General features: G+C 45.8%; 20 protein-coding genes and 1 tRNA gene. 8 read left to right on the top strand and 13 right to left on the bottom strand.

Features of this window, described 5'->3' with window-relative positions:
- The first annotated feature begins 140 nt into the window (after positions 1 to 140).
- Positions 141 to 431 carry an HU family DNA-binding protein gene (locus IEV98_RS23710; RefSeq protein WP_188508545.1) on the top strand — a complete coding sequence of 97 codons (291 nt, stop codon included), beginning with the start codon at positions 141 to 143 and terminating at the stop codon, positions 429 to 431.
- A 289-nt stretch (positions 432 to 720) separates the two neighbouring features.
- Here the strand turns inward: IEV98_RS23710 and IEV98_RS23705 are convergent.
- From IEV98_RS23705 to IEV98_RS23655, 11 genes are all read right to left on the bottom strand, one after another.
- A tRNA-Leu gene (locus tag IEV98_RS23705) sits at positions 721 to 803 on the bottom strand.
- A 128-nt stretch (positions 804 to 931) separates the two neighbouring features.
- Positions 932 to 1,825, bottom strand: a complete 894-nt coding sequence (locus IEV98_RS23700; protein ID WP_188508544.1) for a Ppx/GppA phosphatase family protein — start codon at positions 1,823 to 1,825, stop codon at positions 932 to 934.
- A gap of 6 nt (positions 1,826 to 1,831) precedes the next feature.
- Positions 1,832 to 3,898, bottom strand: coding sequence for a polyphosphate kinase 1 (gene ppk1, locus IEV98_RS23695; protein WP_188508543.1), 2,067 nt, complete (start codon positions 3,896 to 3,898; stop codon positions 1,832 to 1,834).
- A gap of 146 nt (positions 3,899 to 4,044) precedes the next feature.
- The gene (locus IEV98_RS23690; protein WP_188508542.1) at positions 4,045 to 5,076 is read right to left on the bottom strand and encodes a Gfo/Idh/MocA family oxidoreductase; all 1,032 of its coding nucleotides are present in this window, start codon (positions 5,074 to 5,076) and stop codon (positions 4,045 to 4,047) included.
- A 15-nt stretch (positions 5,077 to 5,091) separates the two neighbouring features.
- Positions 5,092 to 5,646, bottom strand: coding sequence for a DUF4142 domain-containing protein (locus IEV98_RS23685; protein ID WP_188508541.1), 555 nt, complete (start codon positions 5,644 to 5,646; stop codon positions 5,092 to 5,094).
- 75 nt (positions 5,647 to 5,721) lie between these two features.
- Positions 5,722 to 8,298: a phosphoenolpyruvate carboxylase gene (locus IEV98_RS23680; RefSeq protein WP_188508540.1), complete on the bottom strand. Its 2,577-nt coding sequence runs from the start codon at positions 8,296 to 8,298 to the stop codon at positions 5,722 to 5,724.
- A 247-nt stretch (positions 8,299 to 8,545) separates the two neighbouring features.
- Positions 8,546 to 9,187 (bottom strand): response regulator transcription factor, encoded by a 642-nt coding sequence (locus tag IEV98_RS23675; protein WP_188508539.1) that lies wholly within the window; start codon positions 9,185 to 9,187, stop codon positions 8,546 to 8,548.
- A gap of 125 nt (positions 9,188 to 9,312) precedes the next feature.
- Positions 9,313 to 11,523, bottom strand: a complete 2,211-nt coding sequence (locus IEV98_RS23670; protein WP_229738943.1) for an ATP-binding protein — start codon at positions 11,521 to 11,523, stop codon at positions 9,313 to 9,315.
- Positions 11,524 to 11,611: 88 nt separating this feature from the next.
- Positions 11,612 to 12,571: a hypothetical protein gene (locus IEV98_RS23665; protein ID WP_188508537.1), complete on the bottom strand. Its 960-nt coding sequence runs from the start codon at positions 12,569 to 12,571 to the stop codon at positions 11,612 to 11,614.
- Positions 12,572 to 12,590: 19 nt separating this feature from the next.
- Entirely contained in the window at positions 12,591 to 13,286 is a 696-nt protein-coding gene (locus tag IEV98_RS23660) for a hypothetical protein (RefSeq protein WP_188508536.1), read from the bottom strand.
- A 28-nt stretch (positions 13,287 to 13,314) separates the two neighbouring features.
- Positions 13,315 to 13,998, bottom strand: coding sequence for a hypothetical protein (locus tag IEV98_RS23655; protein ID WP_188508535.1), 684 nt, complete (start codon positions 13,996 to 13,998; stop codon positions 13,315 to 13,317).
- Positions 13,999 to 14,189: 191 nt separating this feature from the next.
- On the opposite strand from IEV98_RS23655, the gene IEV98_RS23650 reads away from it, so the two are divergent.
- Positions 14,190 to 16,361 (top strand): FUSC family protein, encoded by a 2,172-nt coding sequence (locus tag IEV98_RS23650; protein WP_188508534.1) that lies wholly within the window; start codon positions 14,190 to 14,192, stop codon positions 16,359 to 16,361.
- Between the two features lie 57 nt (positions 16,362 to 16,418).
- Positions 16,419 to 17,429: a YpdA family putative bacillithiol disulfide reductase gene (locus tag IEV98_RS23645; RefSeq protein ID WP_188508533.1), complete on the top strand. Its 1,011-nt coding sequence runs from the start codon at positions 16,419 to 16,421 to the stop codon at positions 17,427 to 17,429.
- Here the strand turns inward: IEV98_RS23645 and IEV98_RS23640 are convergent.
- On the bottom strand, positions 17,395 to 18,003 hold the full coding sequence (locus tag IEV98_RS23640; protein WP_188508532.1) for a TetR/AcrR family transcriptional regulator: 609 nt from the start codon (positions 18,001 to 18,003) through the stop codon (positions 17,395 to 17,397). The genes IEV98_RS23645 and IEV98_RS23640 overlap by 35 nt on opposite strands.
- Before the next feature lie 134 nt (positions 18,004 to 18,137).
- Here IEV98_RS23640 and murB point away from each other — a divergent pair, with 134 nt between their 5' ends.
- From murB to IEV98_RS23625, 3 genes are all read left to right on the top strand, one after another.
- Entirely contained in the window at positions 18,138 to 19,166 is a 1,029-nt protein-coding gene (gene murB, locus IEV98_RS23635) for a UDP-N-acetylmuramate dehydrogenase (RefSeq protein ID WP_188508531.1), read from the top strand.
- Between the two features lie 209 nt (positions 19,167 to 19,375).
- Positions 19,376 to 19,891, top strand: coding sequence for an RNA polymerase sigma factor (locus tag IEV98_RS23630; RefSeq protein WP_188508530.1), 516 nt, complete (start codon positions 19,376 to 19,378; stop codon positions 19,889 to 19,891).
- Positions 19,878 to 20,132: a cytochrome b5 domain-containing protein gene (locus tag IEV98_RS23625; RefSeq protein WP_188508529.1), complete on the top strand. Its 255-nt coding sequence runs from the start codon at positions 19,878 to 19,880 to the stop codon at positions 20,130 to 20,132. The genes IEV98_RS23630 and IEV98_RS23625 overlap by 14 nt, the downstream gene beginning before the upstream one ends.
- Positions 20,133 to 20,138: 6 nt before the next feature.
- On the opposite strand, the gene IEV98_RS23620 is transcribed toward IEV98_RS23625, so the two are convergent.
- Positions 20,139 to 21,059, bottom strand: a complete 921-nt coding sequence (locus IEV98_RS23620) for a PfkB family carbohydrate kinase (RefSeq protein ID WP_188508528.1) — start codon at positions 21,057 to 21,059, stop codon at positions 20,139 to 20,141.
- Positions 21,060 to 21,171: 112 nt separating this feature from the next.
- Between IEV98_RS23620 and IEV98_RS23615 the strand changes: the two genes are divergently transcribed.
- Positions 21,172 to 21,627 (top strand): hypothetical protein, encoded by a 456-nt coding sequence (locus tag IEV98_RS23615; RefSeq protein ID WP_188508527.1) that lies wholly within the window; start codon positions 21,172 to 21,174, stop codon positions 21,625 to 21,627.
- Between the two features lie 56 nt (positions 21,628 to 21,683).
- Positions 21,684 to 22,649, top strand: a complete 966-nt coding sequence (locus IEV98_RS23610; protein WP_188508526.1) for an NAD(P)-dependent alcohol dehydrogenase — start codon at positions 21,684 to 21,686, stop codon at positions 22,647 to 22,649.
- Positions 22,650 to 22,759 lie beyond the last annotated feature (110 nt).

The following is a 22,759-nucleotide window of genomic DNA, read 5'->3' as shown; positions in this document are numbered from 1 at the left end:
GTTTTGCAAATCGTAGAATGAATAATATGCGCGAAGAAACAAGGACAGCAGCCGAAAAATAATGCAGAAGTGAGAGATACGGCATAAAATTTGTGCGTAACTATTGTCTAAAATTACACCACCAATTAACGCTAACAGTTATGAAAAAAGCAGATCTTATTGAAAAAATCGCCAAAGAATCTGGTATCAGCAAAGGACAAGCGGAAAAAGCACTCAACAGTTTCACCGGATCGGTAACAGCCTCCTTAAAAAAAGGTGAATCGGTTACCTTGGTCGGTTTCGGCACGTTCTCTGTATCGCAACGATCGGCCAGAAATGGCCGTAATCCACAAACCGGGGAAACCATTAAAATCAAAGCGAAAAAGCTGGCCAAATTCAAGCCGGGCAAAACCCTGAGTGAAACAGTGGAAAAGGCCAAGTTACCCAAATAAAAATCCCAAAATCTCTTGCAAACGGGTATGGATGCGGTTGCATCCATACCCGAAATAAAAGACCTCTGCATGCGCAGAGGTCTTTTTTCGTCGGTGCGGAAGAGCAGATTGGCTGTGCCCCACTACCCCGCACGCGACGGCCGCAGCCATCTGTAAAGGGGTGGCTGCAACGAAAAAAGCCTAGCACTCCGTGCTTATTTTTTTTCATTTAAAAGGGCACGCTCAAGCAAGCTTGGCGCACCCTTTTAAATGAAAAAACCCCTGCTTTAGCAGAGGCTTTTTTCGTCGGTGCGGAAGAGCAGATTCGAACTGCCACGCCCGTAAGGCGCCACCCCCTCAAGATGGTGCGTCTACCAATTTCGCCACTTCCGCGGGGATTAACAGGCGCAAACTTAGATAAAATTGTATTGATATGCAAGTTTACAGAAACGGCATATAAAACAATTTTTATCGTTCGCTCATCCAGCCCTGAAAGACAGGGCTATAGGTGAAAACTGAACTCAGGCTTCGCGCAAAGTCGGCGCTAGGTGCCTATCGATCAACGTTTGGATAAGGCCATCCGCTAAACCCACGCGCGGAACGATGATTTGCCGGAGATGACCATGCTTCATCAAGGTAAGGAAAATCTCACAAGCGGGTATAATTACGTCCGCACGGTCATTGTTCAACCCAAGCACATTGATTCGATCCTTCAACGAAAAGGAATTCAAGTATTCGTACAACGACTTCAATTTAGCAAATGAAATGGGCTTATCTTCCTTATTGTTGGCAAGCCGGGACAACTTATTGATATTGCCACCCGTGCCAATGCCATAGACAGATTTAAACTCGCGCGTGTGGATTTTCACCCATGCTTTCATCTCATCCCACGTTTCCTCTTTATCTTGGTTATCCAGTATGCGGATGGTGCCGATATTGAACGACGTGGACGCCAACAAGGTGCCATCGGCAAATACGGACAATTCTGTGCTTCCTCCGCCAACATCGATATACAGGTAAGCCTTTTTATTGGCAACGTGTTGCTCGATATGGCTGCTACATACGATTCTTGCCTCTTCGGCACCGTCAATAATCTGAAGGTCTATCCCTGCGGCCTTGACATCTTCAACCAACGACCCGCCATTCGTGGCTTCACGCATGGCAGATGTGGCACAGGCCATGTACTCACTTACCTTGTATACATCCATCAGGTTGCGGAAGGCTAACATTGTCTTCACCAAATCCACGGCCTTGGATTCGGATATCCGTCGATCGATAAAGGCATCGTCGCCAAGACGCAATGGCACCCGCACCAATGTATTTTTTTTGAACGACACGATATCGTTGTTCTGAATGATGTCGGCTATAAGGAGCCTTACTGCGTTTGATCCGATGTCTATTGCTGCGTACCTCACGTTCTATTAGGATTTATATTTAAGATAATTGTAAATGTCTTCCTGCGCACGGTGCCTGATTTTACTCTTGGCGCCGATATAGCGATTATTATTCAACTGATTGATTTCGCGGGCCTTGGTATTATCCCGCAATTGGATGTCGATGATATCGCGTATTTCCTTCCGGATACGGGCATCGAGAATAGGGAAAGCAACCTCCACCCGGCGATCAATATTGCGTGTCATCAAATCGGCAGACGACAGGTACATCAATTCGTCACCACCATTTCCAAAAATCCATACCCGCGCGTGCTCCAGGTACCGGTCCACGATACTCCTAACGGTGATCCGCTCACTGAACCCCTCCTGTCCCGGCACGAGACAACACATGCCGCGGATGATGAGCTGAATGGTCACTCCAGCATTATTAGCCTCATAGAGTTTTTCAATCATCTCTTCATCCGAAAGACTATTCATTTTGAGGATTAGGTATCCCTTCTTCCCCAACCTGGTCATTTCTATTTCATTTGCAATGAGCTGGTACAATCGCTGGCGTGTTCCCAACGGTGAGGTGATAATGGACTTATAACCATTGTAAAACACCTGCTTTTCCAAGCCTTTAAAAAGATGCTTTAAATCCTTAGTTATTAACGGATCAATCGTGAATAAGCTATGGTCGCAGTAGTGCTTAGCCGTCTTCTCATTGAAATTACCCGTTGCAAGGTTGGCATAATAAACCAGCCCCCGCTTCTCTCGCCGGGTAACGAGGCAAACCTTGGCATGGACTTTATATTGCACAACACCTATATTGACATTGACACCGCCTTCTTCCAGTCGATTGCGCCAGTAGATATTTGCTTCCTCATCAAAACGGGCCTTCAATTCGAGCAGGCAATTGACCGTTTTCCCGTTTTGTGCCGCATTGATCAACGCATTGATAACGCTGGAATTTTCCGCCAAACGGTATAGGCATATATTGATTTCCTTCACTTTGGGGTCTATAGCCGCCTCCCGAAGAAAATGGACGATATAGTCGAACGATTGGTATGGCAGGCTGACCAAATAATCACGCTGTGCCATTTGGCTAAATATACTCCGGCTCAAATCCAAATTATTGACTCTTAGCTGGGTCATGGGTGGGTATTCCAACGGCTCCCCCCCGACATTGGGGAAGTCGACGAAGTCCTTGAAATTGTGGTATCGCCCACCCGGGATGAGTGCTTCCTGATCCAGCTGCATGCGAGAAACGAGGTAATTGAGTGTGTCCAACGGAATATCACTATCGTAAAGCAGCCGCATAGGCCTCCCTTTATCCCGGCGCTGAAGGCTGTGCATCAGCGCATCAACAAACTTTTCACTTACATTGGCATCGATATCCAATTCTGCATCACGCGTAAGCTGTATGCTATAAGCTTCTACCGTATCGTACTCGAAAATGAAAAACAGATCATCCAAGCAATACCGGATGATATCATCCAATAAAATGATAAACTTCAGCTCTTTGTTTTCAGGCAATATGAGAAACCTTGAAAAAATGGAAGTGGGGATTTCGATCAGGGCGTATTTGACCTTCTTTCGGAAGGTCAGTTTCACGATAAAATAGATGTGCCTGTCCTTGAGCTCTGGAAATGGTTTAGCCGAGTCATCGCCTTCCAGCATAATGGGCACAAGGGTGGGCAACACCTGCTGCCTAAAAAAACCACGCACATAAGCACCTCTTGCAACATTCAGCTGATGCTCGTTGATGATAAAAATCTTTCGTGCTTCTAATTCTTTGATGATCTCCTGCTCATAAAGGTAGTCGAAGCGCTTTTCGAGCTTTACCACGATATTTTTTATTTCATTGAGGAGTTTCTTCGGATTGAAGCCAAGCATGGTCTTGGTCTTATTGTTAATGTCTACCAGCCGGTTGAGCGTAGCCACCCGTACCCGGTAAAATTCATCCAGATTGGATGAAAAAATAGCCAGAAAACGAAGACGCTCCATCAAAGGAACGGTCTTATCCGCGGCCTCCTGCAGCACCCGCTCGTTGAAATACAACCAGCTTATTTCTCGGTTTATAAGGGGGAATTTGCGCTTCACAACTGTTAACATACGGCCGTCTTAAGTTACTCGGCCAATAATAACAATGCAAAGTTTCCTTTATGTTAATCGTGTATTAATTCACGATAAGCAAACATCGTATTGGTAACGGACTTAACGCTTAACGACGGGAATAACTAAATAAACACTAAATATCATCACCCATTCAACGCTGATTGCTCAAGGATTTCCAGTTGCCAGAGGATTTCCTCCTGCTTCACGGGAAAAGGCTCCTCTTTCCGTATCTGTGCATACACTGCATTGAACAGATCATTGTAGTCTCCCTTAAGGGCTTCGCGGTAACGCATTTCCCGATCGCCATTCGGTTTCATGAGTGTAATCAACCCTTCTTTTCCGATGGGCTCTATCCCGTATTCTGGGTCTTTTGGTGAGATTCCTGCCTGCAATTGGTCTTCCTGCACATCCGCCCTTACCTTTTGAAAGGAGCCTTTGGTACCGTGTAATACGTAAGCTGGAAGCGGATTAGCTACCAGCAAACTTGCATAGATAAATACGGTAAGCCCCTTTGGGTAGGTAAGTACCAAGCTTGAAAAATCATCCACTTCAGAGCCCGGTCGATGGGTGGAGACGATCTTTATGCTCTTCTCGGGCTTACCGAACAAACTGATTACTTGATCAAGGAGGTGAGGGCCGAGGTCATAGAGTACACCACTTGCTGGAATTTTTTGCTCCTTAAAGGTTTTGGGACTTTTCTCCATACGATAGCGATCGAACCTGACGTGCAACTCAATCGGCTCCCCCAACAGCTCACGCCCCACCACCTGTTTGAGCAATTTGAAGTCGCTGTCCCATCTTCTATTTTGGAATACCATGACATGTTTGCCCATTTCCTTTCCTACGTCGAACACGTGCTTCGCTTCCGCACTATTCGGGGCAAAAGGTTTCTCAACGAGAATATGCTTACCAGCCCTCAATGCCCGTATCGCATAGTCCACATGGGTATTGTTTGGCGTATTAACGATGACCAGTTCGATACTATCGTCATTCAACAGCTCATCTACGGAGTCGTAGCTGATGATGTCGGGATACCGTTGCTTGGCACGCTTCTCATGTCGCTCAACAACGGCCCGCAGTTCAAACCGCGTCTTCTGATTGATGAACGGCGCATGGAATACCCTTCCGGACATACCATACGATAAAATACCTGTGACTATGCTTTTTTTGGACATGGCATTACAATGTTATCAATGGTGGGCACCATGGTCTTCTTCACCACCCGCGGCGGCAAAAAGCGTTTTCACGGCAGGGAGTTTTTCATTCGCATATACCCTCAACTCGCTGATTGTATTCCGGCTAAGTCGCTCAAACTGTGCCCGTATAGCTTCTTGCTCATGTTGAACGTGTCCAGCATAAGCCGCATTATCAAAACTAGCCAGACTATCGGCCAAAAACTGGTCCGGCAGAACAAATGCTGGCATTCCCGGGCTTGGTAAAACGACATGAAACGTAGCAGCCAGCTCTTCCAGTTCGGGGATGATTGCATCGTATGTCTTTACAACGTCAGCCGCCAATGTCTTCGCTTCAGACGAGGCTGAAGTAGATGCAACGTATTTTGCCAATTCGGTTTCAAAAACCGCCTTTTCATGTACGGTTTTCAGGAATGTGAATGCTTCAGAATCCGTATCCGTTGCATTAAGGTAGAGTTTATTACGTCCAACAGGTTCGCCGGATCGGCTACAGGATCCCAACAAGGCAACCGCACTAAAAGCAGCAACGAAAGAAATGGTATGGAATTTCATATTGAATTTAATCATTTAATGCAACAAACTTAGCTAAAAATGTCATTCCCATCAACAATTTTATCGGGCATTCCATCAGGCCAGATTCCGGCCTGCGTTGACGACCCCGTAGATGGTTCGGGTGATCAATTTAGAAAACACTTCTTGATCCTTTTCATTAAGCTTACCTTTTTGCAACTTTTTAATAGCATAATGCTGGATGATCAGCAGCGGCAAGACGATTTTCTCCCGTAGTGCTATCGACGCCCGTTCCACCGGATAGTTTTCCATCAACACCTTGCTTCCGCTGAGTTTCAATATGTACTCGGTAGTGCGCTCGTACTCATCGCGCATTTCCTTCCAAAACGCGCCAAAGGTTTCGTCGTGCTGGATGTGGGAAGTCAGGTCGAAATTCGATTTCGACATCGACATCATACAATTGTCTATAATGGTTTGGAACATCCTCGACGTTTCATAGAGGTCTTTCACCTGCTCCCATTTCCCGTCTTGCTCTGCCTGCTTAAGTGCTGAACCCACGCCATAAAATCCGGGTATATTCTGCTTTAACTGGCTCCAGGATGTGACAAAACTAATTGCCCGCAAATCTTCCAAACGCAATTCCCTATCCGCATTCCGTTTGACCGGCCGGCTGCTAATATTGATCTGTGACAAGAATTTGAGCGGACTGAAATGCTCGAGATATTTGAGAAACAGTGGATTATGCCGCAACTCCAAAAATCGTCCGTGGCTGATTTGGGCCATGTATTCGATCAACTCCTTTTTGTCGGTCGACAAGGTATCCCCGTTTCTTTGCTCAATATGCGAGGTAAGCCCCGCGTGAAGCAACTGTTCAATGTTATAATGCGCAGTATCCAGCGAGCCGTATTGGCTGCTGATGGTTTGCCCCTGTATCGTTAGCTGGATATGATCATTGGCGATTTCTTTGCCCATGGATGCATAAAAGCGCTGTGTCTTCCCACCACCGCGCGCCGGTGGACCGCCGCGCCCATCGAAAAACACCAAATCAACATCGTACTGGCGTGCTATAGCCGTAAGTTCTATTTTGGCCTTATAAATCGACCAATTCGCCATCAGGTATCCTCCGTCTTTCGTACTGTCAGAAAAACCAAGCATAACCGTTTGCTTATTGCCGCGGCGTTTGAGGTGCGCCTGGTATTGGGGATGCGTGTATAACCTGTCCATCACTGCTGCCGCACGCTTAAGGTCATCAACGGTTTCAAACAAAGGCACAAAATCGATATGCAGCGACTCTGTTTTCCACCCACTCCACAGGAAAAGCTCCATCAGCTCCAAGATGTCGTAGGCCTGTTGGCAATTGCTGATGATAAACCGCTGGGCCGCCCGTTCGCCGCCTGATTGCTGAATGCCGCTGATCAGCCGGATAACCTGTAGCGTATCGGCTACCAACGCAGAAGCATCTTTTCCTGGTGCCAAATCGTGTTCTTCAAATTTCAGTGCCTGTTGCTTACCTACTTCGTCCAATTGCTCGAAATTATCCGGTATCGTTATGCGTTCAGCATAGGCCTTCCGCAGGTAGGCATGGGTCTGCCGGATGATGCTGCTATCCTGCCGGATATCAAGCGTAGCAAAGAAACACCCAAAGGTTTTTACCTTGCGAAGCAAATCATCCACCAGCTCCACAAATAACCCATCGTGATAGTCGGTCAGTACCCGTTTAATTTCTTTGAGATTGTGGACGATCACCGGCTTTTCATTTTCGGGATTTTCCGACGGGTTAAAGCTATTCTCGTAAAATCGGTCCTGCAGCACGTCCATATATTTCTCAACACCTTTGAAGGTGATCCGCCGTTTGAGTATCCTGAAATCCCGGTAATAGCAGCGAAAGAGAACAGCGCGTAACAGTAGCGCCACACGCTTGGTGCTTTCAACCGTCACATTTGGGTTACCATCGCGATCGCCACCAGGCCAAAAACCAAGCTCTACCAACTGCCTGTTTTCATCGGCGGGAAGATCGAATTCGTCTTCAATCTTGGATTGAATACCCGAAGCCACTGGATAAAATACTTTCTCAAGAAACCAAGCCAAACTAACAGCCTCATCCACCGGCGTCGGCTTATTCTTTTTCATGAACGGCGTTTTACCCAACTGTTGCAGCAAAAGATGAATATTGTGGATATCGTTTGTCTTCAGCGCTTCAATCAAATCGGTAATGATTGCCAAAACAGGTCCGGGATAGAATTGCGTAGGATGGGCTGTCAAAACCAGTCGCAATGAAAAATCATTAAGCTTTTCTACCAGTTTGCTTCGAAGCTCTTTATTGTTTTCCGTTTGTTTAAAAACCGAATCGAGCAGTCCTGCTTCATCGGAGCGGCCTGTTTTGCGGAAGGCGGCATCTTCCACTGCGTCAAAGAGCACTACCTGCCGCTCGATATATTGAATGATCCTAAACAATAGATCTATCCGGTCCGACTCGCGCACATATTGTTCATATTGGCCAAAAAAACTCTCAATAATAGCCTCCGGATCCATTTTATCAGCAACGCCATGCTCGCAATGTGTTGTAAAAAAAGGCAGTAATGTACCGGTATGCTTCACCTGATAAAACGGCAGCGTCATGAACAGGCTATTGAATAATTCGAAACGAGTAACTACTTCACTTTCAAAGACCGCTTGTTTTTTACTTAAATTCATCTGTATATTTTACTATTCAAAGGCTCCGTAATTCCTCCGATTTTCGGGATGGGAAATTATGAAAACTAATATAGGGATTGTTGATCAATACCGTTCGCCGGCCCTCGACAAACAATACATATTGAGTAACCAAACCACCAAATATATAAAAATTTATTTAACAATAATCTGATGTGTTATAATTATAACAAGAAACGTCACGAAAAATTAAAAATAAAATAATATCAGATTTTCCGAAATCACCCAATCAGATTACGCCATTATCCTTTGCAAATCGATACAGCGAGATTCTCGAGTCGTCCAATCCTAGTTTCTTAACAATATTGCGTCGGTGAGTTTGGACTGTAAACGTGGAAAGGTATAGTCGATCCGCAATTTCTTTGGAATTATAATCGTTGCAGACCATCCGGATAATTTCTACCTCACGCTTGGTGAGTTTGTATTTCTTCAGAAATTCATCAAAATATGAAAAATCATTCACTGTTCGCTGCTCAGAACGAGAAAAATCGGGGAATACCAATTTTCCGGATAGTACATCATCAATATTCTTAACCAACTGATGGAGGTCTTCGGATTTGATCAGATAACCCGCTGCTCCCGCATCCTTGCATTGTTCGGCCAACTGCGGGGATAGGTAAGAGGTAACAACAATGATTTTCAGGGTAAGATGAAGCCTTTTCAATTCATCTAATACCTGCAACCCGTCTATATTAGGCATATTAAGATCAAGCAGCAATACATCTGCATTGGCCAACATAGGCGACTGCAACAACAACCTGCCATCACTAAACGTTGCGACCACATGAATCTCCTTGCGTTTGCTTAGCACATCCTTAATACCCTGTATAACGATGGGATGATCATCAGCTATGATAAGGCGTGTTTCCATGGCAGGTAGATTAACATTCTTCAGGTGACATCAGTATGATGGCACAATACTACCATTTTTTCTGGAATACCGCAATTTTTAAATGGAATGATCCAACCACGAGCAACGTCGCAGGATTGGACCTATTAGCCAACCGCAGGGCTTTCCAGCGGCAGTTCGATCAACACAAACGTACCTTGATTTTCGCGTCCGTTAATCTCGATGACCCCATTGAAATATTCAATATTGCTTTTCAGCAGCTTGAGCCCGAGACCCAACGGCGCCCCATTGCTATCCAATCCCTTTCCATTATCTTCCATATAAATGGTAACCGAGCGCTGAAGCTCTACGATCTGCACCAACACATGACTGGCCTGTGCATGTTTAATGATATTACTAAGAACTTCCTGCACGATCCGGTAAAGACCAAACCGGAATTCATCGCTCCAGCTATCGGCGTTAGCTAGCCCGTCAATCACTTCCTCGACCCTTATTTTTCCCGAAGCATTAACCGCATCGACGAGATCAAGGATAGCTGCCTTAAGACCATATTTTTCAAGGGCAATGGGCATGAGTGAATGGCTAATCGCCCTTACGGTTTCGCTCATATCGCCCAATAGCTTCTGCGCAGCTTCAAGTTTAGCACCGGCCTCACTGTCGGCGGCGAACATCGTTGATTCAAGTTGATTGATGTTCAATCTCGCAATGGAAAGTTGAGCACCCACTTCATCGTGTAGCTTCCCGGCTATCTTTTTACGTTCCTCTTTTTCCGCCTCTCGCAGTGCCCGTGCGGTAGCAATGCGGTGTTCTTGGGCAAGTTGCATCAGTTGTGCTTGATGTCGCTCCTTAGCCTGTTTTCGTCGGAACAACGATATACCTATCAGGGCGACTAATGCCAGGATCACTAATGCAGCGATCAAAATGATGTTGAACTGCCTTTCTCGTAGCTTATCCTTTTCAAAAGCCAATTGTAAATCGCGTTTCTCCAACTCATATTTGGATTCGGCTTTCAATATATTGATCCGTTCATTCTCATTGAGCATACTTTTCTCGAGGTCGAGAAATTTCGATTGGTATTCGAAGGCCTTTCGATAGTCGCCCTTCTTTGCATACAACGTACTTAGATAGGAGAAAACATCCAAAAGTCCTTTTGTTTTGTGGGTCGTATCCAATCGTGATTGGGCATCCAATATGTACTTTTCCGCAAGACCAACTTTTCCGGCTTTCAGGTATAACCTCCCTAAATTGGCTAATGTGGAGCTGATTTCCGTATCGGATCCAACTTTTTCCCGAAATCCCAGTGCCCTCTTCATTAAGACCTCCGCGCTGTCTAGCTCGTTCATATCAAACAAGAAGTTGCCGTAGTTATGATAAGAAAGGCCCAGCCCACGGATATCCGAAATCTTATCAAAATTCAGGATCGCTTCGTTGAAAAAACCTCGAACTTCATCAAAATCACCCTTTTCGATATAGGTAACGGCTAAATTTGACGCCACAAGCCCAAGGCTCTTATGCTCCCCCAATGCTGTGGCGATATCCCTATTTTTGAAGAAATAGGAAATTGCCTTATCATATTCCTTTGCTCTACGGAAAACAATGGCCAAATTCCCATATGACTGGCCAAGCCCCAACCTGTCACCTAGTTGTTCCTTAATGGTTATACTCTTTAAATGCAGTGTGGCAGATTCATCATATTGGGATGTTTCGGCAAGTGTGTTTGCCTTATTCATGTATAGCAGCGCCAGCGACCGGAGCTCCTGGTTTTCCTCAGCCAGGTCGATCCCCTTATCCAAGTAGATGATGGATTGTCGAAACTCCCCGAATATCCGGTTGATGACCCCGAGCTGATTATAATAAGTCAGCAAACTTTCTGTAGATGCATTTGATGGCGACAGCGCTAGTGCTTTTGAATAATTTTCGGCAGCCGTCTTCAAGTCGCCTCGCGCGTAAAACTCCCTGCCAATGTTTCCGAACGCCAATACCTCCCCTTTACGATAGCCGGCATCCTTGGCTAGATTCAGGGCCAAGGAATCATAGCCGAGGGCTTGTCGGTATTTTCTGCTTTTGTGATTTATATTACCCAATGTAATATATGCATGCACAACGCCTTCGGCATTAACGGCCCGCTGCGCTGCTACCAGTACCTGCTCTGCCTCTTCTACGGCTTGGTCATATGCCTCGGCAGGATATTGGACGGCGCGTTTAAGAATCAACTCATCGCGTTTTTCCGGATCTACTTCACTCGTTATAAGTTGACTTATGCTGTCAATCGCATCGCGACTCGAATTCCGTTGCGCGAAAGCAGTTTGGCAAAGAGCTAACGCTAAAAAAACGTAACAGCTTAATAAATCCTTCATCGTAAAATCGGTCCAAATTGATATTGGCTTTTTTAGTCCATGTTGCAATAATAGTTTTTTTATCCAACGTCACAAAACAGCTTCTAAATTAAAATCGTATTCCCACCGCCAGTCCTGCCCTTACTCCAGCCCAGGGACCTTTCATATCCAGCCGTGCACCATTAGCATCTACATGAGCTTCGGTCTTTACCATAGGGATTTCCAATGCATTGAGTTCGTCTCGCAGTGCTGATTGTGCCGCTGGCGTCAACGGTGCAGCACCGCTAAGTTTACCTTTGGCTGCGCCGTATGCGGGCCCCAATATCCACCAATCCAAGTATACCCAGCGGGCTATCCGCCATTGACAGCCGAATAAAACACCGCCTGTAAACCCGTTTATGTTTCCGTCAAGCGCCATCGTATGCGTTTCCTCTTGATAATCTCCCTCTTCGGTTTCCAATCCTACGGTATATTCAAATCGGTCGAACCCCAGTCCATATGAGCTATAGCGTGCATACGGTGCAATATAAAAGCCGCGCGGCCCGTCATGCCTGCCAAAATAAAACCGGGGTTCTATGGTAATGGCTTGGTTGTTTACCCTAAGGTTTTGCAATTCGTTGAACGTCTCTTCATCATCGATATACGACTCAAATGCATTTAATAGCGGAAACGCGCCTTTCGGAATCAGCCGTACACCGACAGCCACGGATATTTTGCGGGAAACCAGCCGCTCATATTGCAGGGAGAAATTGCGAAAAGGCAGCGCCAATACGTTTATCTTAGCAATATTCATATCAATCCCATCATCAACAGCTGCGCTACCAACGACTTGCTGCGAAAATGCGTTACGCGGCAGTACTGTCCCCAGTAAAAGGATCAGCCCCACCCCACACAGATAAGACTTTCTCACCGCTAGGCGGGCTGATACTTTGCGCTCGATTTCGGCTACCTTCTCTTCCGCTGAGAGCCTACCACCTCCATCGGACGCAAAAACAGGTCGGTTTGACTGACTGGCTGCCTTTCCCAAGTAACCAAACATCACCGCAAATTTATCCAGGTTGTATTTCATCTCGCTTGCCTTGCCGCAATCAATAAAACTGTAAGCCTAGCTTGACTTGGAACATTCCCATCGGGAACTTTTCCTCGCTTGAGGATTCGATGTCGGTAACCTCATCGTATTCGTAAGAATCGTATTTAAATGAACCGGATTCATACCCGGCCGTAAGTGTCACCTTTTTGTAACGAAGATTTACTCCAAAATCACTTTTCCAGCCAAACAATACCGATTCAACATCTTCCAGTCCGGCGATAGAAGTCAATACAGTCGGTGCAACTTTTGCAAATGCGTCGACATATAAATCTCCTAGCGGATTGAATGAAATCACCGGACCAAGCTTAACCCCAACAGTTGTCAAATCAAATTTTTCCGAATAACTTGGGTCATCCGGATCGTTCCATTTCAATGGATTGTATCCTATTGAAAGGAATGTGGCATCGATCCCCACTTTAAACAGGTCGGCAACAGGCTCCGATTGCAGGAAAAAATACCTGCCCAATTCGAAGTTCAGTCCCGTCGGTGCGGAATATCCGTCGCCGATCTCGCCATCGTTCAATTGCGTTATAAAATCGTTGTTCAGGAAACTCGCGCCCACACGCAAATAGAATTTCCCGTAGTCAGACTCATTGTTGTAACCCTGCCTCACTACCGTCGCTTGTTGTGCGTACGAAAGATGCGCCATACCGAATGCCATGCAAACGGCAATACAATATCTGATTGCTTTCATAGTTAAAAAAGAATTGAAAAAGGTCTGATTAATTAACGCCTAATCGGCTTTGTAGATCGGGGATGACATTTTCGTAAGTACGTAAGATTCGATCCCACCGGCGGAAAGATTCATCCGCATTTACACTGGTACCTGGAGGGGCTATTTCCGACACCAGCTTTGCTTTATATTCCAGTGGACTGGTATTGCTAGTTTTCACAATTAGCCGGGTGCGAACCACGCCCGAATTGAATGCCTTGGCGGACCACGCTGTGGCCATGTAACCCGTGGATTTGTCCATGATGGCAATGACATCAAAAGAGCCCGTGACGATGCGATTCAAAAGTATCCACGATTCATCGGCGTTCCTGGAGGGTCTGATATCAATATCCTGATTGGCCAAATTGGTTACAAACGAATTTTCGTACGCTTCATCCTTTACCAATTGGATAAAATCGGTCTTTGGGATGACATTTACCCCATTATTCTCATAATTCCGTATCTCGGTAACCATTCCTACTTTTTCAACACGCAGGTTTACCGTAGCATACTTCGAAATTTTGATCTTGGCTGGAGAGGTCACCTGGTTGCCGTCTACAAACATGCTTGCACCACTTTCTGTGCTAATCGTAATGGTTCTATTCTTGGCCTTTTGGGCATAACCGGTTAGCGATGTAGCGATCAAACCTACCGCTACAAGAGTGAAAATCATCAGTAAATTTCTACTTTTCATAGTCTTTGTTGTTGATTGAATCTTAAAAATTAAGTTTTTGGGTCTACAGATGGTTGGCCATCGGTTGACGAGACAAACCTAGCTATGTAAAAAGTAAGATAAAATACTCACTATTGGGTATTTTATACCGCCAACTCCTCGTCTTTATCACAATCCTTTTATGTACCTTTGCAGTTACCATCCGTCTATGCATGAATAGGACGAAAGAAATCCAGAATTTTTTTTACAGCCAGTACTTTGCCGACGGCCTTCGTATCACATTCGGCACGGTAGTTCCTGCACTGATTTTCTCTCTGCTTGGCAATCTTCAGGTGGGCATTATCATCTCATTGGGCGCCATGGTGGTTGGCTTATCAGACACACCTGGTCCGCTAAATCACCGGCGGAATGGCATGTGGTTATGTACATTAGTCGTATTGGTATCGGTCCTCATTACGGTGTTGGCCAGCAGTATTCCGTGGCTTCTCGCATTGATTATTATTGCCCTATCGTTTCTGTTTTCGATGTTTGCGGTTTATGGTGCCCGTGCCTCGTCGGTAGGCACCATGGGTATTCTGGTCATGGTACTTAGTATAGACGCCATAGACGACACGTCCCGCGGGGTGATTGCGCATTTGTCATACATTTTGGCGGGTTGCACGTGGTATATGCTATTAAGCTTGTCACTACAGCAGGTAAGGCCTTATCGACAAGCGCAGCAAGCACTTGCTGAGTCCATTCAAAATGTCGCCGATTATATTCGCATCAAGGCAAACTTTTATACGACTGAGCTGAATAGCGAAAAGAACTATCGTGCCTTAATCGAGCAGCAAATCATCGTAAGCGAGCATCAAGACGATGTGCGTGAGCTTTTATTCCGTGGCAAAAAAACGATCAAGGATACGACCAAGATCGGGCGGTTGCTGATCGTGATTTTCACCGATATTGTCGACCTGTTCGAGCAGAGCATGGCCACCCATTACGATTACGATACGATCCGCCAACAATTTGGTCCAACTGGCGTACTTCAGTATTTCAACGCCACCATTCGGAGAATCGGCAACGAACTCGCACACCTCTCCTATCAAATCAATGCCAACAAAAAACCTACGGCATTATACAATTTCAAGACCGATCTGGAGCGGATACGCGCCGCCATTGACAACGTAGAGACAACCCATCAAATCAATACGCTACCGCTGAAGAAAATCCTGATCAATGTCCGTAACCTCATCCAGCGCATCGACTCGATCTACGGATATTTTAACATGGAGTCTAAAAACTCCTTCAAGAAGGAAGAAACGGATCTCAGCAAGTTTATTGAACATAAGGAAATAGACCTCAAGCCGCTTCGGGAAAATCTGACCATGAAGTCTACGCTATTCCGTCACGCACTTCGGATGGCCATTGTGATGGGACTGGGCTACCTCCTGTCATTGGTCATCAATGTGGGGGCACACAGTTACTGGATATTGCTGACGATCATGGTGATCTTGAAGCCGGGATTCAGCCTGACCAAACAACGGAATTTCCAACGGCTGATCGGCACCATCATCGGAGGTATTGGTGGTGCACTTCTCTTGATGTTCATTACCGACGAGACGTCGCTCTTTATCCTGTTATTGGTCTTCATGGTGGCTACTTACAGCCTCATCCGCATCAACTACGTCATCAGTGTTGTTTTTATGACACCTTATATCCTGATCCTGTTTAGCTTCTTGGATATGAATACGCTAACCATTCTTAGGGAACGCATCATCGATACACTGATCGGGTCGGGCTTGGCCTTCTTTTCAAGCTATATCATACTACCGAGCTGGGAAAGCATGCAGGTGCACGGCCCCATGCGTAAATTGCTCATTGCCAATTACCACTATATGGCTCAAGCACTCAAAGTCATAGCAGGTCAACAACCAAACATAACCGACTACAAACTGGCCCGCAAAGATGTATACGTCACTACCGCAAACATGGCTTCTGCTTTCCAACGGATGATTACCGAACCCAAGAGCAAACAGAAAGATGCCAAGGAGGTAAATCGATTTGTTGTATTCAACCATATTCTTTCCTCTTATTCGGTTACCCTGCTCAACAACGTGATGGGGGCCGACAGCACGTCGCTTACCGGCGCACAGGTGAGGGTAATTCGGAAGACGCTATTCTTACTTGCGCAGAGCATCAACCTTTTCGAGCCCGATGAGGATGAAGACGAATTCCGTGAAATAGAAATCGACACCCCACCTGACATCGACGATAATAACATCGACTCGGAGGAATCCCGACTGATTACCGATCAACTCCATTTTCTGAACCGCATTGCAACCGATCTAAACAAAAGCTGCAACGAACTCATGCAGCAGCGCCAGCAACCGGAAGGCACCTAAGTGCGTACCTGTGCAATTGTTTTGTTTTCGCGAAACTGTCATGTATCTTTGTACGACATGGAAATACCTTCAGCACGCTACGACCTGCTCATCATCGGCGGCGGCCCCATCGGGTTGGCCTGCGGTATCGCCGCCCAGACAGCCGGACTGACCTACCTCATTGTGGAAAAAGGTTGTTTAGTTAATTCCTTGTATCGCTATCCCCAAAACATGACTTTTTTTTCAACGTCTGAACGTTTGGAAATAGGCGGTGTACCTTTTGTATCGACCAATCCGAAACCGAAGCGTGCCGAAGCGCTGGAATATTACCGACGCATTCAGCAGAAGTTTGCCTTGGAAGTCCATTTATTTGAAGAGGTGAAGACAGTCAACCCACTCGATTCTGGATTTGAAGTAATCACCTCCAAATCGGTCTACTCGGCCCAATATGTAGTCGTGGCAACCGGATTTTACGATATTCCTTGCCTGATGAACATAAAGGGAGAAAACTTACCCAAAGTGAGTCATTATTACAACGACCCCCATTACTATGCTGGGCAACATGTGGTAGTGGTCGGTGCCAGCAATTCTTCGGTGGATGCCGCCCTAGAGACCTACCGCAAGGGCGCAAATGTAACATTGGTGGTAAGGGCTGAAAGCATTGGTGGCCGGGTGAAATATTGGGTACGCCCCGACATCGAAAACCGCATTGCCAACGGCGAAGTGCGTGCATTGTTTAACAGCAAGCTGGTTGAAATCAGACATACGGAAGTCGATATCCTCACCCCAACGGGCTTAGTAACCATCCAAAATGACTTTGTATTGGCACTTACCGGTTACCAGCCCAACTTTGCTTTTTTAGAAAAAATAGGCATTACCTTAGCTGAGGATCATTCTCGAGAACCTTTCCACAACCGGGAGACCATGGAAACCAACATACCGGGCCTTTTTCTCGCCGGTGTAGTTTGCGGTGGGATGAACACGCACTTGTGGTTTATTGAAAATTCACGGGTACACGCCGAACAAATCGTAAAACGGATTTTGCAAGACCAAGCTAAGGCTTCGCCAGCCCTTTCAAGAACACCGTAGCCATTTTTTTCTGAAGGCTTAATATCCTGTCAAATTCCCCTTTGGTTGGGAACAACATACCCTTTATATCTTTTAGAATACTGAATCGCATACCTACCAAAGCAAACAGCATGATTTCAGCTGTTTCTTGCACGTCTTCGACGTGTAATTGCCCGCTATCAATGCCTTTTTGAAGTATCTTGGTGATGATGGTTTGCTCTTTGTCTTTGGATTCTGCCAGCACACGCGCCATGACATCCGGAACCTGCTGTACAGCCGATACGGAATATTCCAATAAATTATAATATTTCGTTATAAACTCGATTCGTTTATCCAATACAAACATCATCGTCGCCTGGCAATCCGGTATGGTGGGCAATGCTGTTTCCATCTCGTAGAAAGATTGGTTAATCACGTGTTCTAACACTGCGGCATACAAGGTGTTTTTATCCGGGAAATAATAGTATAATAGTGCTTTAGAAAACGAGAGGTCTTGGGCGATTTCAGCCATTGTGGTCTTAGCCAATCCGAAATGTGCGAATCGCCGGGTGGCCGCCTCCAATATCTGCGTGCGTTTTTTATCTGCATTAATCATACGGTGCAATCAAGTTAGTTGTGCTGTCAGGTCAATCTATTATCTTTGAGCGTTCAGTTAAGGGCAGCAACCCGCAAAACTTTAAGTTAAAGATAGTCATTATTTTGAATAGTTGAAAATATTGGTCAAATTTTATGGAACTGTCGATTCAGGAACATTTTCCCCTAAAAGATTACAACACCTTTGGTATTGAGGCGTTTGCAAAACAATATATAGAAATCCGCACGGAAGCAGAACTCACCTACCTATTTACCGAACGAAAAGAAATCACGCGGCAGCCGATCCTTGTTTTAGGAGGTGGGAGCAACATCCTATTCACCAGAGACTTCGATGGCTTAGTCGTCCGAATCAATATACCCGGCATCACCCATGCTATTTCATCAACAGCTGCAACGGTCGTTGCCGGCGCCGGGGTGGTGTGGAACAAACTTGTATGGTATTGTGTTGACCATCATTTTGCGGGCGTAGAAAACATGGCCCTTATTCCGGGCACGGTTGGGGCAGCACCTGTTCAAAACATCGGTGCTTATGGCGCTGAGCTTAAAGATGTTTTTGTCAGCTGTCGCGCTTTCGATACACAACGTGGGAAAATCTCCACATTTGATCGGGCAGCTTGCCGCTTTTCTTATCGGGAAAGCCTATTCAAGAATGAAGCAAAAGGTCGTTATATTATTACGCAGGTGACCTTCCGTTTATCACTTAAACCCGTGATCAATACGTCCTATGGCGCAATAAATACCGAACTAGCTCGACGAAACATCACCGTGCCCACCATTAGCGATATTGCAGAGGTAGTGTCTGCCATCCGTACCGACAAGCTACCCGATCCGTCAACCATTGGCAATTCGGGTAGTTTTTTCAAGAACCCCATCGTATCCAGACAGCATTTAGAACAGCTACAGTCCACTTTACCAGACAAGGACTTTGTGTATTATCCAGCAGGAGATGGCTGCGTTAAGATTGCCGCGGGGTGGTTAATCGAACAATGCGGCTGGAAAGGGAAACGAGTTGGTGATGCAGGCACATGGAAAAACCAAGCACTGGTATTGGTAAATCATGGAAATGCTTCTGGGAAAGCCATTTACGAATTATCCGAACAGATCATCCAAGACGTGGAGAGGCGGTTCGGCATCACCCTGGAGCGCGAAGTAAATATATTATGATGTAATCATTATTTTTTCTAAATTAGCCCTACATATACAGCACATACACTCCTTCTAGCACGATACTTGCAGTAACCATTGCGGCACTAATAGACCGAAGTAAAACGTCAGGTTTTCCAAAATAAGCATTGAGACCGCTTATTTTGTATCAAAAATTGTTTAACATGGAGGATCAGGCCCTAACCTGAAACCCCTTAAACCGTAAAAAGATGACGAGATTTGAGTTTAACACATTAGTGGTGGAGCATACCGAATCGCTCAGAGGGTATGCGTTGCATTTTACACGCGACAATGAAGATGCAAATGACCTCGTACAGGACACCATGCTGAAAGCAGTGACTTACCACGGCAAATTCAAAGAAGGCACAAACCTCAAAGGATGGTTGTACACCATCATGAAAAACACATTCATCAATAACTACAGAAGGTTTGTAAAGACCAGTGGATTGGTTTCCCAATCCAATGAGATTCCTAACACGCACTTAGTTCACAGCGCAACAACCAATGATGGTGAACGAAGGTTCGTAATGGAGGATATTAAGGATGCAATGGCCGGGTTATCCGACGACTATTACGTTCCGTTCAGTATGTATTTTGAAGGCTACAAATACCACGAGATTTCCGAACATCTCAAAATTCCGATCGGTACTGTCAAAACGCGCATACATGTGGCGCGGCGAACCATGAAAAGGACATTGAATGCCTATAAGTATGAACGGGTTTAGTCTACAAGAAGAACTCCCCACGTACTCTAAATCACAATTAGCCCTGAGAAACGGTCAGGACAGGCCAGAAATTTGGATTGCTTATCGTGGATATATTTATGACGTTTCTAAAAGCCGGCTTTGGTTACGGGGAATGCATTACGAACATTGGGCCGGGCAGGACCTCACAGAAGAATTAATAGACGCTCCGCACACCGACGACGTGTTTTTGCGGTTTGACGTCGTAGGCACATTGCAATAAGTCGCCTCAATCACCGATTTCAAACTTGCTGAGCTCTGTAAATTGAGCAATACGCTGGTTAATAACATTTTCGTCCAACTCCCTCAGGCGCTCAGTTCCGAATTTTTCAACACAGAAGGATGCCAATGCCGAACCAAAAATCACGGCATTTTTCATATTGTGGAATGTTATCGTCCCCACCTTAGCCAAGTAGCCAATGAATCCGCCGGCAAAGGCATCCCCTGCTCCAGTAGGGTCATAGACCTCTGCTAGCGGGAGCGCGGGCGCCGAAAAAATACCGCCATCACCAAATAGCAGGGCACCGTGCTCGCCTTTCTTTATAATCAAATATTTCGGCCCGAGTTGTAGAATTTTTTCCGCAGCTTTTACCAACGAATACTCACCGGAAAGCTGCCTGGCTTCTGCATCGTTAATGGTCAACACGTCTACCCGCTTCAATACGCTGAGTAAGTCGTCCCACGCAATATCCATCCAGAAATTCATGGTATCCAACACCACCAGTTTGGGTTTGTGCCGTAACCGATCGAGCGTCGTCTGCTGTACTTGCGGGGTAAGATTACCCAACAACAGGTATTCACAGTCCTGGTAACTTTCCGGAACAATCGGATCAAAATCTGCCAGCACGTTGAGTTCGGTAACCAAGGTATCCCGGCTGTTCATATCGTTATGGTATTTACCCGACCAGAAAAAAGACTTTTCTCCCTTTTTTACCTGTACACCGTCCAGATCGATACCCTTTGATTTTAAAATATTCAAATTATCGTCACCGAAGTCCTCTCCGACCACACCGATCAATTTCACTTGATGATATAAGTACGACGCTGCCAACCCTGCAAAGGTCGCCGCCCCGCCTACAATTTTATCCGTTTTTCCGAAAGGTGTTTCTATTGCGTCGTAAGCAATGGTACCAATAATAACTAAACTCATGGTGTTATTTTCAATTTGGGCGCAAAGGTAGGATTTATTTCACATAATCGCTGTTTCCTACGGCAATTGTCATCCCGATTGCATTTTTAAGTACTATGCAGTACCTTGCGGTATGAAAAAGCTCGCTCTATCCGCATTCCTCCCGTTACTGCTCGTTCTTACCCTCCACGCACAAAAACGCGTTGTCAGTCAGGCGACATTTCACCAAGCTGCTGATGTCCTCTTTCAAAAAACGATTGATTACCTATTGGAGCACGACTATTTTTTCGCAAATGCAGATCGGGCTACCGGCTTTATCCAAGCTACGCAGTTCGTCAGTATAAGAAAGGCGCTGTCAGCGAAAAGCGGTGAGCAACGAACCTACAATTTTTTCATCCGACCGGGCGAAGCAGAACATACATCAACTGTTCGGCTTCAAATCCAAATCGCTACCAAGATGTTCGGCGGAGATATCCATAATAAAACCTACCATTTTAAAGATGACGGCATCAGCAAGGACCAATCGCTTTACGATGAGGTGTTGGAGGGATTGAAGGGAAGTGGTTATCCTCCAGCTGCACTTAATTAACAGAAAGTTAATATGGAAGCATTATCTTTTGTGCATCAAAATAGATGGAAGTGTAGATGAAAGCCGCAATATATACACAATACGGCCCTCCTGAAGTAGTTTCGGTGGCAGAGGTGAGTACCCCCCAGCCAACGGCTAATGAAGTCCTCATAAAGATCTATGCCACGACGGTGAATCGGACAGACTGTGGGTTCAGGAGCGCTGAATATTTCGTTTCAAGGTTTTGGAGCGGCCTTTTACGACCAAAAGGAAAAATACTGGGCAACGAGTTTGCCGGTGAAATCGCAGCTATTGGAACGGATGTTACCGGGTTTTCAGTCGGCGACCGCGTATTCGGTTACGACGACACCCGCTTCGGATCGCACGCCGAATATAAAATCATGGACGCAAACGACCCGTTGGCTACGATACCGGAGGGCTGGACATATGAAGACGCCGCTCCATTAACCGAAGGCGCACACTATGCGTTGGGCAACATCAAAGCATCAAAGGTAACATCCGGACAATACGCCATGGTCTACGGTGCTACGGGTGCCATCGGATCAGCGGCGGTCCAACTGTTAACGTATTTTGGTGTGCATGTCACCGCCGTGTGTCAAACGAAAAACCTCGGTTTGGTGGAGAAGCTTGGGGCACAGAAAGTCATTGATTATTTGAACGAGGACTTTACCAAAACCGATCGGCGATTCGACTTCATATTTGATGCCGTGGGTAAAAGCTCTTTCGGGCAATGCAAACCATTGCTGACCACAAAGGGTGTTTACATATCGACCGAATTGGGCAAGAACTCCGAAAATATATTCCTGGCACTGGTGGGTATGTTTTCAACAGGCAAAAAAGTGCTTTTTCCTATCCCCAAGATCACGAAGGAAGATGTGCTATTTTTAAGGGATTTGGCAGAGTCTGGCCATTTTAAACCGATTATCGACAGGCATTATTCACTGGAACAGATTGTGGATGCTTATCGCTATGTTGAAACGGGGCAGAAGACTGGCAATGTCGTCATCACGATAACCGCTTGATCAGCCAGAAAATCTCAGCACAGCCCGCGAATTGACACATCACCAACCACCCGACACATTTCTGTTATCTTTTCATTTCTATTCCTTCTCAGTGCAGAAAAGAGAAAGCC

Origin of the sequence: Parapedobacter pyrenivorans (assembly GCF_014636865.1) — a bacterium.
Lineage (GTDB): Bacteria > Bacteroidota > Bacteroidia > Sphingobacteriales > Sphingobacteriaceae > Parapedobacter > Parapedobacter pyrenivorans.
This window is presented reverse-complemented; position numbering and strand designations above follow the sequence as displayed.

Bases quoted from the DNA above. Each gene is read 5' to 3' on its own strand.
- IEV98_RS23710 (WP_188508545.1), top strand. From the start codon at position 141: ATGAAAAAAGCAGATCTTATTGAAAAAATCGCCAAAGAATCTGGTATC.
- ppk1 (WP_188508543.1), bottom strand. From the start codon at position 3,898: ATGTTAACAGTTGTGAAGCGCAAATTCCCCCTTATAAACCGAGAAATA.
- IEV98_RS23690 (WP_188508542.1), bottom strand. From the start codon at position 5,076: ATGTCCAAAAAAAGCATAGTCACAGGTATTTTATCGTATGGTATGTCC.
- IEV98_RS23685 (WP_188508541.1), bottom strand. From the start codon at position 5,646: ATGAAATTCCATACCATTTCTTTCGTTGCTGCTTTTAGTGCGGTTGCC.
- IEV98_RS23680 (WP_188508540.1), bottom strand. From the start codon at position 8,298: ATGAATTTAAGTAAAAAACAAGCGGTCTTTGAAAGTGAAGTAGTTACT.
- IEV98_RS23675 (WP_188508539.1), bottom strand. From the start codon at position 9,187: ATGGAAACACGCCTTATCATAGCTGATGATCATCCCATCGTTATACAG.
- IEV98_RS23670 (WP_229738943.1), bottom strand. From the start codon at position 11,523: ATGAAGGATTTATTAAGCTGTTACGTTTTTTTAGCGTTAGCTCTTTGC.
- IEV98_RS23665 (WP_188508537.1), bottom strand. From the start codon at position 12,571: ATGAAATACAACCTGGATAAATTTGCGGTGATGTTTGGTTACTTGGGA.
- IEV98_RS23660 (WP_188508536.1), bottom strand. From the start codon at position 13,286: ATGAAAGCAATCAGATATTGTATTGCCGTTTGCATGGCATTCGGTATG.
- IEV98_RS23655 (WP_188508535.1), bottom strand. From the start codon at position 13,998: ATGAAAAGTAGAAATTTACTGATGATTTTCACTCTTGTAGCGGTAGGT.
- IEV98_RS23650 (WP_188508534.1), top strand. From the start codon at position 14,190: ATGAATAGGACGAAAGAAATCCAGAATTTTTTTTACAGCCAGTACTTT.
- IEV98_RS23645 (WP_188508533.1), top strand. From the start codon at position 16,419: ATGGAAATACCTTCAGCACGCTACGACCTGCTCATCATCGGCGGCGGC.
- IEV98_RS23640 (WP_188508532.1), bottom strand. From the start codon at position 18,003: ATGATTAATGCAGATAAAAAACGCACGCAGATATTGGAGGCGGCCACC.
- murB (WP_188508531.1), top strand. From the start codon at position 18,138: ATGGAACTGTCGATTCAGGAACATTTTCCCCTAAAAGATTACAACACC.
- IEV98_RS23630 (WP_188508530.1), top strand. From the start codon at position 19,376: ATGACGAGATTTGAGTTTAACACATTAGTGGTGGAGCATACCGAATCG.
- IEV98_RS23625 (WP_188508529.1), top strand. From the start codon at position 19,878: ATGAACGGGTTTAGTCTACAAGAAGAACTCCCCACGTACTCTAAATCA.
- IEV98_RS23620 (WP_188508528.1), bottom strand. From the start codon at position 21,059: ATGAGTTTAGTTATTATTGGTACCATTGCTTACGACGCAATAGAAACA.
- IEV98_RS23615 (WP_188508527.1), top strand. From the start codon at position 21,172: ATGAAAAAGCTCGCTCTATCCGCATTCCTCCCGTTACTGCTCGTTCTT.
- IEV98_RS23610 (WP_188508526.1), top strand. From the start codon at position 21,684: ATGAAAGCCGCAATATATACACAATACGGCCCTCCTGAAGTAGTTTCG.